Here is a 12,618-nt window from a genome sequence, read left to right as displayed (position 1 = left end):
GAAACCGGCTTCCAGCCGCTCAGCTTCCAGTGCTATGCCTCACCGTTTTGCGCGGCGTGGTGGTGTGGAACCCAGCGCACACCCACCAGGGTGATGTCATCGCGCTGTGGTTCCGGGCCCATGTGCGCAGCCAGCTCGATTTCCAAACGCTTTTGCTGCTCCGGCAGCGGCAGGTCAGCCACCTTGACCAGCAACTCCCGTAGGCGACGGGTTCTGAATTTCTGCCCTTGGGGGTCGGGTTGGTCGGCAAAGCCATCGGTAGCCAGATACAGCATGGTGTTGGGCGTCAGGTCCACATTGTGGTTGGTGAAAACCCGCGCCTGCCGCCGGGACTGCCGGCCGCCAATTGCATGCCGGTCGCCTTTGACTTCGGCCAGCGCTCCGTCGGCCACGACATACAGCGATTGCCGCGCCCCGGCAAAAGTCACCGTGGCCGTCGTCAGGTCCAGTCGGCACGCTGATGCTTCCATGCCATCAGGAAGTCCGGTGTCGTCCTGCTGTTTGAGAGCGCGGCTGACGCCCTGATGAAGCTGCTGGAGCAGTTCAGCCGGGGCGAGTACCTGCCGCTCGATGACGATGTTCCCCAGCAGGTCGTTGCCGATCATGGACATAAACGCCCCCGGCACGCCATGACCTGTGCAGTCAGCCACCACAAAGATGACAAGGTCGTGGTGCCGGTGAACCCAGTAAAAGTCCCCAGAAACGATGTCCTTGGGCTTCCAGAGGATGAAGTGCTCGCCAAGCAACCGCTGGATTTCAGCACTGGTGGGGAGGGTGGACCGCTGGATGATCTGCGCGTAGGTCAGACTCTCCAGAAAGTTGCGCTGCTGAATTTCAATCTCGCGTTTGCCGGTGGCGATGTCCACGTTGCGCGCAATGAGTTCCTCGTTTTTGCGGAGAACTTCCTGCGTGCGCTCCGCCACGGTGGCTTCCAGCGCCTGCGTCCGGGCCGTCAACTGGCGCAGCCGCCAGCGGAGGCCACCATACAAAACCAGCTTTCCAGCCAGAGCAAAGCACAGGTACGCCGGCCAGGTCTGCCACCACGGCGGGCGGATCACCATCTGCAACAGCACGGTCCCGGCATTCCACACACCATCGTGATTCGCCGCCTTGACGTGAAGGGTGTAGCGTCCGGCGGGAAGGTTCGTGTAGGTCGCTTCGTGCCGTGTACCGGCGTCGCGCCAGTTCCGGTCAAACCCTTCCAGCCAATACTGATACTGGTTGTTTTTGGGAACGTGGAAATCCAGGGCGGCAAAACTCACCTCCAGGGTGTTCTGGTCGGCGTCGAGCGTGAGGTTTTTCCCTTCAATGGCCGGCTGTGGCTGGCCGTTAATGCTGACTTTGGTGAGCACGACCGGCGGTGGCGACCGGTCCTCTTTCACGTGGGACGGATGAAAGATGGTGAGGCCCTGCGTGCCGCCGAAAAACATTTCGCCACGGGCATTTTGAAAAACCGAAAAGCGGTTGAATTCGCGCCCTTGCAGTCCGTCGTCCACGGTGTAGGTGCGAAAGGTCAGGTGCTGCGGATCAACGTGTGACAGTCCCGCGTCGCTGCTGAGCCAGAACGTCCCATCGGTGTCGGGCAACATGGCATAGCAGTTGTTGTGTGGCAGTCCCTGTTCTTCGGTGATGTGGGTGAATGTCTCGCGCTGTGGGTCGAAGCGGCACAGCCCGGCACCCTTGGTCACCATCCACAGCGTGCCGTCCATCCCTTCCGCAAACCCTGTGACATAAGGGACGCCGCAGGCCGGTTTGCGCTCAATGCGGTACGTCCGGTGGGTTTGGTGTACCGGGTCATAACGCACCGCCCCATAAATGCCCCCAATCCAGAGATGCCGGTCACGCTGGTCCTCATAGAAGCACTGTATGTCATCCCCCACGGCGTCCGGCGGGGGCGGCGTGGGGGCGAGACCAAAGGCTTTCGTCTGGTCGGTGACGGTCCTGCGATCGGGTGAGACCTCAAACAACCGACCCGCCATGCCAATCCAGAGGTGGCCCCGGTGGTCTTCATAAAGGGCCTGGGTGGCGAGGATTGGCAGTTGCGGCAGTGGGGCTGGCTGAAGACGGCGTTGTTCCGGGTTCAGGATGTGGAGTCCGTATTCCGTCCCAACCCACAGCACCTGGCGCCGGTCTTCGCAGATGGTAAAGACCGCCTCAGTTGGGCGCCTGGTGGCTGAGGCGAAGTGGAGGTTGTAGCGTTCCACCTGCCCGGTGCGCCGGTCCAGCCGGCTGATACCGCCAAACTGCGAGCAGACCCAGAGCCGGCCGCGGCTGTCTTCCAGAATGCCACGGGTGTAGCTGTTGACGAGTGATTTGTCGTCAAACGGGTGGTGGCGATAGGTTTCAAACCGGTTGCGTATCGGAGAGAACTTCAGCAGACCGTTGATGCGGTCGCCAAACCAGAAGACCCCGGAGCGATCCTGCATCATCACCATGGGTTCCTGGGCTTTGAATGTGCCCGAAGGGACTGTGTTCTGGATGAAGGTCAACTCACCCGTGGCGAGGTCCAGGCGTCTGGGAGCCGAGAAGCGTTTGAAAATCCAGACACTCCCGGACTGATCCAGAAACACGGCCTTGCCATGCTGTGAGGCGTCATGTGGCAGTGGCAGCCCCCGGTTGTCGCCGGTGAGCGGGCGTCCTTCCAGGTCGTATCCTTGGGTGACGCGCAGCGTTTGTGGATCAAGCAGAAACAGGGCCCAGTTGATGAAGCCAACGCAGATGCGACCATCCCGAAGTCGTCCGACGATGTGGCCGGAAAACTGAAGCTGTACAACCTCTCCTTTCTGCAAGTGTGGAGGAGAGGGCAGGACAATGGAAAACCGTTTGTTCTGCCGGTCGAACAGCAGAACGCCGTGATTGCTCCCCACCAGAAGGCGGTCCGGGGCAATTTCGAGGGTGCTTGAAACATACGTGGCGGGCGACCGCAGGTGAAGGTCACGCCAGAGAGGATATACGGCGCTGACGTTGGGTTGGGGATCAAAGCAAACGAGGCCGTCATTGCCACCCAACCACACCAACCCATCCTGGCTGACTTCGATGCTGCTGAAATAGCGTTCCTTTGGGGAAAGTGTGAGGGCATAGCTTACGAAGTGATCCGTCCAGGCATCGTAACGGCACAGCCCGCACCCATCAGTGGCCATCCACAGCGTCCCATCCGGGCCCTGCGCCAGCGCCCGGATGAAGTTTGCGGGCAGGCTGTTGGGGTCGGTAGGGCGGTGGCGATAGACCTTGAAGCCGTAGCCGTCGTAGCGATTGAGTCCGTCTTCCGTCCCAATCCACAGGAAGCCGCGTTGGTCCTGAAGCAGGCAGGTGATGCCGTTGTTGGAAAGCCCCTGGTCCTGCGTGAACGGCTCAAAGACGGCGCCGGCCGAGGTCGGATTGCGGGGCACCGGAGTTGTGGCCTGCCCTGGAGCAATACTCCACCAAAGGATGATCAGGATGAAGGTCCAGGCCAGAGCGGGCATAAGGGGCGGCGGCAGGGCAGCAAAATCGAAAGCGCCTTTGGTTGAATCAAGCCCGGCCTGGTTGAAAGCCTGTTGAAGCCCCCGAAGTGATGCTTTCAGTAACCGGAACAGGATTACTGTGCTGCGTTCCGGGCTTCAACCGTGTTTCCGTGAGATGCCGCACAGAAATGGTCAGGCAAACAGCCACTGGCCGGCCAGACCAACCAAGGCGCCGCCAAAGAGGATGAACATTGGGTTGGTGTGGTGGCGTCCGGCCAGCCAGGCGCTGGTCAGGCCCAGACCGGGAGCAAGCACCCACGTGTAGAGGTCAGGTGTATAGGCGCCCTTTCCGATGGTGACGGCCGCTGCGGCGAGCAACGCCACGCCGGTGGGCATCACACCGCGCAACGCACCCTGTACCAGAGCATTCTGCCGAAAGCGTTCGACGGCCCCGGCGACCATGACAACGAGCCACAGGGGCAAGCCGAAGATGCCCAGGGTCGTCACGGCTGCCCCGGCCAGCCCCGCCACCCGGTAGCCGATAAAGGCGGCGGCAATGACGAATGGCCCCGGCGTCAACAGTCCCAGCGCCGCCGCGTCGGACACTTCCTTCGGTGTCAGCCAGAGGTGCACATCCACGACTTCATGCCCCAGCAATGGAATGATGACGAAGCCGCCGCCAAAGGTCAGCCCGCCAACCTTGAGCGTGACCAGGGCAAGCTGCACAAGCCGCCGGAGGAATGGCTCAGTGATGAAGCCGCTGCCAAGCCACAGGCCGGTCACAAGCAGGCCCAGCCCTGTGGCCAGCAGCAGGTGGTGTCGCAGTGGCAGCGATGCGCCGGCATGTACGATTGTTTCAGGTGTTGTGGCTTCAGGTACGGGAGGCATCCGACGCTGCCAGGCTGCCCAGAGCAACCCGCCGAGGAGCGACAGCAGGATGAGATACAGCGTCAGCGCCGGAAAGGATATGGCCAATCCAAAGACGGCCGCGGCCTGCAACCCCTGCCAGCGCATGGCAACGGCTTGCCGTCCCAGGCGCACAGCCGTCACCGCCACCAACCCGGAAGCTGCGGCGTTGAGTCCCGTCAGGACGGCCGTCGCAGAAGGAATGTCCCGGAGGTGCCCATAGAGCGCGGCAAAGACGAGCATGAGCACGAAGGACGGCAGGGCATAGAGTGTCATGCTCACCAGCGCGCCAACGGGACCGTGCAGCCGGTAGCCCACGAACGCCACTGTGTTCGTGGCAATGGCACCCGGCAGACTCTGCGCCAGCGTTGCCGCTTCGAGAAACTCCCGGTCACGGAGCCACCGGCGGCGCTGCGTGAACCGATCCTGAAGCAGGCTGATCATGGCTCCGCCACCGAAGGCCGTCGCGCCGAGCAAAAGACAATCCCCACCCAACTGGCGCAGAGTGGGGCGCGGTTCGGCGTCCAGCGCGATGTCCAGCCCGGTGTCTGGCCCGGCCGCTTCGGCTTCAGGTGCGGCAGTCATCAGACAAACGAATAGGTTTTGCCAGTGCCATCATCTGTCCCGGATTTGGCTTCAGGCCCCCCCGTTGTCAGAGGCGGACTGGTCGCGGCCGGCGCAGCTTCCGAAGCCGGCGGGGCGGCTGCCCGTTCAGCGGCCATCGCCTTGTCAAACTCAAGGCGGTTGGTCGCAGCGGCGCGGGCCACTTCCGGCGTGATCTTGCCGGCTTTGCACAGCTCCACAAGGTGCTGGTCAAAGGTCATCATGCCGTACTCACGGCTGCGGGCAATGACGAACCCAAGATCGTTGAGCTTTTCGGGATTGCGCAGGCATTCCTGGACGGCGCTCGACATGCGCAGAATTTCGACGGCCGGAATGCGCCCCTGCTGGTTCGCCATCGGCAACAGGCGCAGCGAAATAACGGCCGCCAGGTTGTCGGCCAGCCGGGCCCGCGCCACGGCCTGTTCTTCCGGCGGATAGAAGCCCAGGACGCGGGAAATCGTTTTCTGGGTATCGGTCGTGTGAATGGCGCTGAAGACGAGATGCCCGGTTTCGGCTGCGCGCAGGGCTGTGTCGAAGGTGACGGCATCCCGAATTTCCCCAACCAGAATCACATCCGGGTCCTGGCGCAGGGCCGCGTGCAGGGCTTCCGGAAACGAGCGGGTGTCCTGCCCGATTTCGCGCTGCGTGATAATGCTGCGGTCGTTTTTGTAGAGGAACTCAATCGGGTCCTCAATCGTGATGATGTGGAGTTTGCGCGTGCGGTTGATGTGCTCGATCATGGCCGACATGGTGGTGGACTTGCCATTGCCCGTGGCCCCGGTCACAAGGACGAGGCCGCGGCCCAGGTCGGCAATGTGCGCCAGCGTCGGCGGCAGGTTCAGTTGTTCCAGCGTCCGGGCTTCGATGGAAATGGCGCGCAACACGATGGCAAAGCTGTTGCGTTGCTTGAAGATATTGGCCCGGAAGCGGCCGGCATTTTCGACGCCGTAGGACACGTCCCTTTCGACAAACTCATCGTAAGCGTGCAGACGGTCATTCTTGAGCAGAATCTGGGCGATGAGTTCCGTGTCCTGTGGCGTCAGAACATCATATTTGACATCCATCAACGTCCCGTTGTAGCGGAACAGGGGAACGCTCCCAGCCTGAAAGTGAATGTCGGAGACGCCGCTTTTGACGGCCATGGTGAGAATGCGGTCAAGGATTTTTTTGTCCATAAGCAGTCATCCCGTCAACGCAAGGTGATAACGAACACGCACATCGTGACAGCGGAACGGAAGCCATCGGGTCGTTTGGGGCAAGCATCTGGCAGGGTTGCTGCTGACTGTTGCACAAGCCGGCGTTTTGTCAAGGCAGGCGCATCCCGGCTACGAAGGTTTCGAGGGTCTGCGGGGACTCCACCTGGAAGGTGACGGCTTCGGGCACGATTTGCCGTACCAGCCCGGTGAGTACTGTTTTGGGTCCAACTTCGACAAAAGTCGTCGTACCCTGGGCAACGAGGGTCTGAACCGACGCGACCCACTGCACCGGCGCGCAGACCTGCGCAATGAGGTTTGCCCGCACCGTCTCGGCTTCGGTCGTGGGCTGGGCGTTGACGTTGGCCACCACGGCACACTGTGGCGGGTGAAAGGTCAGCTCGGCCAAATCCCGCGCCAGTTTTTCTTCCGCCGGTTTCATCAGCGGGCAGTGAAACGGCGCACTGACGGGAAGCTCAATGGCCCGGCCCTTGCGTGCCCGGACCAGCCCGGTGGCGCGTTCCACCGCCGGACGATGGCCGGCAATGACCGTCTGCTGCGGGGCATTGAAGTTGGCCGGGCGGCACAGCTCGCCGTCCTGCTCAGCTTCGGCGCACAGCGCCGTGACGGTCTGGGCGTCCAGCTTGAGAACGGCCGCCATGGCCCCCACCCCCGGCGCAACGGCTTCCTGCATGTACTGTCCGCGTCGCCGCACCACCCGGACGGCATCGGCAAAGTCGAGCACACCAGCCGCGACAAGGGCGCTGTATTCCCCCAGGGAATGCCCGGCTACGATGCCGGGGGCAAAGCCCTGCCGGCGCAGGACGCGCCAGGTGGCTACGGCGTGGGTCAGCACGGCCGGTTGGGTGTTGGCCGTGAGGTTGAGTTCGGCTTCGGGTCCTTCAAAGCACAGGGTACTGAGGGCAAATCCCAGGGCATCATCGGCTTCCTGGAAGGTTTCGCGGGCTTCGGGAAATGCGGCGGCGAGGTCGCGCCCCATGCCGACGTACTGCGATGCCTGTCCGGGAAAAAGAAAAGCCAGCATAGTGAAACATCCATCCGCGCCGGACCGGTTCACCGGAAGCGGTCATCAACGCTAAAGCAGACTCAGGCTTTGTGGTTGCATACGTTTTCGGAACCGATAGACTCGCGTCAAGCACGGATGCGCCGGCAGCGCACTTTTTTGTTTCTGGAAACAGCTCATGACAGGACTGGCCATTCTCGGCTCGACGGGTTCGATTGGTTGCAACACGCTTGATGTCGTCGAGCACCTGGCGCCCCGCTTTACGGTCGTGGCGCTCGCCGCCGGGCGGAACGTCGAACGGCTGGCTGAACAAATCCGGCGCTACCGTCCACAGCTCGTCGCCGTGGCGGATGAGGCTGCCGCGCAGCAGCTTCGGCAACTCGTTGCGCCGGACTGGACGGGTGACGTTGCCGTTGGTGTGGAAGGGATGGTGGCTGTGGCCACCCACCCGGCAGCCGCCGTGGTAATGTCTGCCGTGGTCGGCGGACGCGGACTGCTCCCGACGTTGCGCGCCATTGAGTTGGGCCGCCGCGTGTGCATTGCCAACAAGGAACCGCTCGTCATGGCCGGCGAACTCATGATGCGCCGGGCGCGGGAATGTCAGGCGGAAGTCCTGCCGGTGGACAGCGAACACAACGCCCTGCACCAGTGCCTGCGGGGCAACGCCCGCACGGAAGTGTACCGCCTTGTGCTGACGGCCAGCGGCGGCCCCTTTCGGACGCTGCCGGTGGAGGACTTTCCCCGGATTACCCTGGCGGAGGCGCTGCGGCATCCGACATGGACCATGGGGCGCAAAATCACCATTGATTCCGCCACCCTGATGAACAAGGGGCTGGAAGTCATCGAGGCCCGGTGGCTGTATGACCTGCCGCCGGAGCAGATCGAAGTCGTCATTCATCCGCAGTCGGTCGTGCATTCGCTCGTGGCTTTTGTGGATGGCTCAACGATGGCGCAGTTGGGCGTGGCCGATATGCGGCATCCGATCCAGTACGCCCTGACTTACCCGGAACGCCGGCCGGCGCCGGTTGAACGGCTCGACCTGACGGCCGTGGCCAGGCTGGAGTTTTATCCGCCGGACCCGGTGAAGTTTCCGTGCCTGCGGCTGGCCTACGAAGCCTTGCGCGCCGGCGGTACGTTCCCGGCCGCACTCAATGCCGCCAACGAAGAAGCCGTGGCAGCCTTTCTCGAAGAACGCATCCGGTTCGTGGATATTCCCTACGTCATCGAGACCACGCTGGCCCGGCACGATGGACAATCCACCACGTCCCTTGAAGCTGTGTTGGCAGCGGATGCCTGGGCCCGGCGTGAAGCGCAGCAGATGATTACCGCCCTTGGCCGGTAGCCGGGAATGAAGTGAAAAGGAGTGCCTGTGAAAGTTGGGAATCTCATCCTCGCCTGCGTCAGCATCGTGCTGCTGGGCGTTCTCTACCTGCTCTTTTACCCGGTCGGGATTGATGCCGCTGCCTGGACGCCGCCGCCGGCTCCAAAGCTGGAAGGGGTCTATGCCGTCAACCAGGCGTTGGCTGGAGTGGCCCGACTTGGGGCCGATGTCATTGTCGGGTCGGAAGATGTGGCGGTCGGCCCCGATGGGCGTCTCTATGCCGGCGCGAAGGATGGCACCATCTACCGCCTGCCGGTCGAGGGAGGGACGCCGGAACGGTTCGCTTCCACGGGGGGGCGACCGTTGGGCCTGAAGTTTGACCAGCGCGGCCACCTGATCGTGGCGGACTGCTTTCGCGGCCTGCTGGACATCGCCCCCGACGGCACGGTGTCGGTACTCAGCACGGAAGCTGGCGGCAAGCCCTTCCGGTTTACCGACGATCTCGACATTGCCGCTGACGGAACCATCTATTTCACCGATGCTTCGTGGAAGTTCGGCCAGCCTGAATACCGTCTGGACTTCCTGGAGCACCGCCCCAACGGACGCCTGCTCGCCTATGAGCCGGCAACGAAGACGACGCGCGTCGTGCTCGACAACCTGTACTTTGCCAATGGCGTTGCCGTCAGTCCTGACCAGCAGTTTCTGGTGCTGGCCGAGACGGCCAAGTACCGGCTGCTGCGCTACTGGCTGGCCGGCGAGCGGCGCGGCCAGGTTGAGCCGCTCATCGAGAATCTGCCGGGCTTTCCCGACGGCGTTTCAACGGGTCAGAACGGCGTGTTCTGGGTGGCGCTCTTTGCCCGGCGCAACCCCGTGCTTGACCGTCTGCTGCCACAGCCCTTCTGGCGGAAAATGGTGGTGCGGTTGCCGCGCACCTTTCAGCCGAAGCCCGACCACTACGGTTTCGTCCTTGGCATCAACGACCGGGGGGAAGTCATCCGAAACTTGCAGGACCCGGCGCCCACGGCCTTTGCGCCCGTCACCAATGTGGTCGAATACGGGGGAAGGCTTTACCTGGGCAGTCTGGAAGACAAAGGCATCGGTGTCTTTCCGCTTGAGCCACCAAAATAAATTCCAACCGGATGGAGAGATAACGTGAAAAACCTGCTCTGGCTGCCGTGGCTTGACCGGCTCTCGGCTGGCGGCCCCTTTCTGCTGCGTCTGGCTGTTGGCGGTGCGATGGTCATTCACGGTTCGCAAAAGCTCTTTGGCGATCCGGGCCGGTTCATCGGTTTTGTCGGGAAGTTGGGATTTCCGCTGCCGACGGTCTTCGGCTGGGCGGCCATTGCCGCCGAGTTTTTGGGTGGATTGGCCCTCGTGCTTGGTCTGGCGACGCGCTGGGCCGCCGTGTTTGTGGCTTTGACGATGGGTGTCGCTGCTTTCATCGCCCATGCCAACGATGGCTTCAACAAGCAGGAATATCCGCTCGTGCTGATGCTGGGCGCGCTGTCGTTGCTGTTTTCAGGCGCGGGCGCGTGGTCGCTCGATGCCCAGCTTTCCAGGTTTTCCAAAGCGGACTGACCCTGCGCACGTCCAGGTGCGGTTGCGGCGCGTTGCCGACAAAAACGCCTAGTGATCAAGTGTGGCCTGACACGCCATGCCTTCGGTGATCAGGGTGCCGGGAGGGACGGATTGTGTCCGTACCGTGCCGAATCCGGTCGCTTCCAGCCGGACACCAACCTTGGCGCAGGCCGTCAGGGCCGCCCGCAGGCTGAGTCCGCGCAGGTCGGGCATCCGCCGGGCGTCGCCGACCGTGACGACGGAAGTCGTTTCCGGGTTCGGGGGCGCAGCCAGAACCGTTGCCTGTGTCATGGGGAGTAGTAGCGGCGCCGGGCGGTCTGCCACCTCGCCGTCGGGGGTGGCTTCGGTGGGAATGGGCGCTCCGGCGGCCCAGGCCGGGTCAATCTCCGGTGAAGTGTCGGGCGGTATCTTGAGCAGCGGCAACAGGGTTTCCACGACGCGGGCAAAGATCGGGGCGGCAGCATCCCCGCCGTGGTGGCGTCCGTAGGGTGGCTCATCGATCATGACGGCAATCGCCAGCGCCGGGCGGGTTGCCGGCGCAAAGCCGACGAACGAGGCCACGTAGCGCGTTTCGGAGTAGCGTCCACGCTCGACCTTTTTGGCCGTCCCCGTTTTGCCGGCGGTTGTGTAACCGCGCACGGAGGCCCGTTTACCTGTGCCACGTTCAACTACGGCCCGCATCAACTCGGTCATCTCACGGGCGGTTTCGCGGCTGACCACGCGGCGGGTACGCGGCTTGATGTCGAGCAGCACATCCCCGGTGGTCGAGACGATACGCCGGGCCACATGGGGCTGAACCCAGACGCCTCCATTGGCAATTGTGGCCGCGGCGGCGCACAACTGAAGCAGCGTCACATTGACGCTGTAGCCCATAGGCACCGCGCCCAGCAGGGTATCGCTCAACTGGCCGACCCCGCCCGGCGTTTCTCCGGCCAGACCAACCTCGGTTGGCTGCCCGAAGCCAAACCGTTCGACGTAGCGCAGCAGCCGGTCGCGTCCCAGCCGGAGGCCGGTTTTGATGGCAGCCACGTTCGAGGATTTCGCAAAGGCTTCTTCGGCCGTCAGCGCCCCGTAGCGTCCACCGTCGAGAATGGTGTGGCCGTTCATCTGGATGGACCCGCCCTGGCAGTCAATCTTTTGCTGGCGCGTCAGGAGCTTTTCCTCGAAGGCCCCGGCGTAGGTGACGATTTTGAAGACCGAGCCGGGTTCGTAGTGGTCCATCACGGCCCGGTTGCGATACCGGCGCAGCAGCGCCTCGGCGTCTCGGGGCGGTTCGTGGAGCGGGTCGCCGAAGGAAGAAGCCAGCGCCAGGACTTCACCCGTCGCCGGTTCGAGAACGGCAATCGCCCCCCCTTTGCCCCCCTGTTCCCGGAGGGCTTCGGTCAGGATACGTTCAACTTCAAACTGTATCTGCGCATCGAGCGTCAGGATGAGGCTTTGCCCGACTTCGGGGGCGGTTTCGAGGACGTTGAACACCTTGCGGCGCGCGTCCTGTTCGACGATGACCCGTCCGGGACGGCCCAGAAGATGCTGCTCGAACGCCCGTTCGACGCCGGCTTTGCCGCGTTCTTCCACTTCATCCTCGCTGAGGCCGACAAAACCGATGACCGATGCGCCGACCAGTCCCTGGGGGTAATGGCGCTGCATTTCGGTCACGAGTTCAACGCCCGGCAGCCCCAGATTCTGGATGGCCTTTTCCTCTTCCGGGCTGACTTTGCGCTTCAGAGCCACGAAGGGCCGCTTGCTGGTGAGCTTTTCCAGCACCTTGTCCGCATCCAGCCCCAGAACGGCTGCCAGCGTGGCCGCCAGTTTCCGCCGGTCTTCTTCGGGACGGATATTCTGCGGGGCCACATACACCGAAGCGACCTTGAGGCTCGTCGCGAGTTCACGGCCCTGGCGGTCGAGAATGGTGCCGCGCGCCGGCGTTGTCCTGAAGGTTTTTTGCTGCTGCTGCTCGGCTTTTTCACGCAGCGTTGCGGCCTGGTAGACCTGGAGCTGGACGAGTCGCCCGATGACAATGAGCATCCAGAGGCCGAGCAGCCCGCCGATGGTGACCAGTCTCCAGTCCACCGTCACTGCCGGGCCGTCGGCGGCCGAAACCCGCCGCCGGCGCGTCATGGGCGTTGGGGCGTTGCGGATTGGCGCGGCAATGCGTGTGGTCAGGGCCCGACCCGTCGGCATCAGCGACGCACCTCCACGCGGACGGTCTGGCTTGGCCGTGGCGGGGAAAAGTTGTGGGCGCGGGTGGTGCCGCTGAGCAGCAACGGCGAAAGCTTACGCTGCCGCTCAATTTCGAGCCGTTGCCGTTCACGGGTCAGTTCGTCGAGTTGTTTGCGTAACTGGTCGGTTTCGTAACTCAGGCGCAGGGCTTCCAACTGCTGCCAGGCCGCGAAGCCAAAACCTGCGGCCAGCACCAGCCCGATGATCCCTACCGTTGACCACCGGAAAAACAGCCGCCAGTCGAGAGAGGGGCGGCGCGGCCGGTTGGCAACCGGGGAAACATAGCGATAGTGAGACATACCAGCCTCTCCACCATGTCGTTGAGATGTC

The 12,618-nt window shown here is 63.1% G+C and carries 9 protein-coding genes; 3 read left to right on the top strand and 6 right to left on the bottom strand.

From position 1 onward, the window contains the following. Nucleotides 1–32: 32 nt before the first annotated feature. The 4 genes from J8C01_RS09835 to fabD all read right to left on the bottom strand — a co-directional run bounded on the left by J8C01_RS09835 (nucleotide 33) and on the right by fabD (nucleotide 7,190). The gene (locus J8C01_RS09835; protein WP_211431790.1) at nucleotides 33–3,464 is read right to left on the bottom strand and encodes a two-component regulator propeller domain-containing protein; all 3,432 of its coding nucleotides are present in this window, start codon (nucleotides 3,462–3,464) and stop codon (nucleotides 33–35) included. Between the two features lie 171 nt (nucleotides 3,465–3,635). Beyond that, a complete protein-coding gene (gene chrA, locus J8C01_RS09830) occupies nucleotides 3,636–4,934 on the bottom strand; it encodes a chromate efflux transporter (RefSeq protein ID WP_211431789.1) in 1,299 nt (432 codons plus the stop codon). Further along, nucleotides 4,934–6,127, bottom strand: coding sequence for a type IV pilus twitching motility protein PilT (locus J8C01_RS09825; protein WP_211431788.1), 1,194 nt, complete (start codon nucleotides 6,125–6,127; stop codon nucleotides 4,934–4,936). The genes chrA and J8C01_RS09825 overlap by 1 nt, the downstream gene beginning before the upstream one ends. 130 nt (nucleotides 6,128–6,257) lie before the next feature. Then, nucleotides 6,258–7,190 (bottom strand): ACP S-malonyltransferase, encoded by a 933-nt coding sequence (gene fabD / locus J8C01_RS09820; RefSeq protein ID WP_014100475.1) that lies wholly within the window; start codon nucleotides 7,188–7,190, stop codon nucleotides 6,258–6,260. 157 nt (nucleotides 7,191–7,347) lie between these two features. Here fabD and J8C01_RS09815 point away from each other — a divergent pair, with 157 nt between their 5' ends. From J8C01_RS09815 to J8C01_RS09805, 3 genes are read left to right on the top strand one after another with little or no spacing between them, the layout of a single operon-like run. Further along, the gene (locus J8C01_RS09815) at nucleotides 7,348–8,511 is read left to right on the top strand and encodes a 1-deoxy-D-xylulose-5-phosphate reductoisomerase (protein WP_014100474.1); all 1,164 of its coding nucleotides are present in this window, start codon (nucleotides 7,348–7,350) and stop codon (nucleotides 8,509–8,511) included. A 27-nt stretch (nucleotides 8,512–8,538) separates the two neighbouring features. Beyond that, a complete protein-coding gene (locus tag J8C01_RS09810) occupies nucleotides 8,539–9,618 on the top strand; it encodes an SMP-30/gluconolactonase/LRE family protein (protein ID WP_249355442.1) in 1,080 nt (359 codons plus the stop codon). 24 nt (nucleotides 9,619–9,642) lie between these two features. After that, nucleotides 9,643–10,068: a DoxX family protein gene (locus J8C01_RS09805; protein WP_014100472.1), complete on the top strand. Its 426-nt coding sequence runs from the start codon at nucleotides 9,643–9,645 to the stop codon at nucleotides 10,066–10,068. A gap of 48 nt (nucleotides 10,069–10,116) precedes the next feature. Here the strand turns inward: J8C01_RS09805 and J8C01_RS09800 are convergent, their stop codons facing one another. Both J8C01_RS09800 and J8C01_RS09795 read right to left on the bottom strand, forming a co-directional pair. Next, nucleotides 10,117–12,249 (bottom strand): penicillin-binding protein, encoded by a 2,133-nt coding sequence (locus tag J8C01_RS09800; RefSeq protein WP_211431787.1) that lies wholly within the window; start codon nucleotides 12,247–12,249, stop codon nucleotides 10,117–10,119. Beyond that, nucleotides 12,249–12,587, bottom strand: a complete 339-nt coding sequence (locus J8C01_RS09795; RefSeq protein ID WP_211421994.1) for a hypothetical protein — start codon at nucleotides 12,585–12,587, stop codon at nucleotides 12,249–12,251. The genes J8C01_RS09800 and J8C01_RS09795 overlap by 1 nt, the downstream gene beginning before the upstream one ends. Nucleotides 12,588–12,618: the final 31 nt, after the last annotated feature.

This window comes from Chloracidobacterium sp. D (genome assembly GCF_018304685.1).
Taxonomy (GTDB): Bacteria; Acidobacteriota; Blastocatellia; order Chloracidobacteriales; family Chloracidobacteriaceae; genus Chloracidobacterium; species Chloracidobacterium thermophilum.
This window is presented reverse-complemented; position numbering and strand designations above follow the sequence as displayed.

What these genes read in the sequence shown, in the direction of transcription:
- J8C01_RS09835 (WP_211431790.1), bottom strand. Translation starts at nt 3,464, where the DNA reads ATGCCCGCTCTGGCCTGGACCTTCATCCTGATCATCCTTTGGTGGAGT.
- chrA (WP_211431789.1), bottom strand. Translation starts at nt 4,934, where the DNA reads ATGACTGCCGCACCTGAAGCCGAAGCGGCCGGGCCAGACACCGGGCTG.
- J8C01_RS09825 (WP_211431788.1), bottom strand. Translation starts at nt 6,127, where the DNA reads ATGGACAAAAAAATCCTTGACCGCATTCTCACCATGGCCGTCAAAAGC.
- fabD (WP_014100475.1), bottom strand. Translation starts at nt 7,190, where the DNA reads ATGCTGGCTTTTCTTTTTCCCGGACAGGCATCGCAGTACGTCGGCATG.
- J8C01_RS09815 (WP_014100474.1), top strand. Translation starts at nt 7,348, where the DNA reads ATGACAGGACTGGCCATTCTCGGCTCGACGGGTTCGATTGGTTGCAAC.
- J8C01_RS09800 (WP_211431787.1), bottom strand. Translation starts at nt 12,249, where the DNA reads ATGCCGACGGGTCGGGCCCTGACCACACGCATTGCCGCGCCAATCCGC.
- J8C01_RS09795 (WP_211421994.1), bottom strand. Translation starts at nt 12,587, where the DNA reads ATGTCTCACTATCGCTATGTTTCCCCGGTTGCCAACCGGCCGCGCCGC.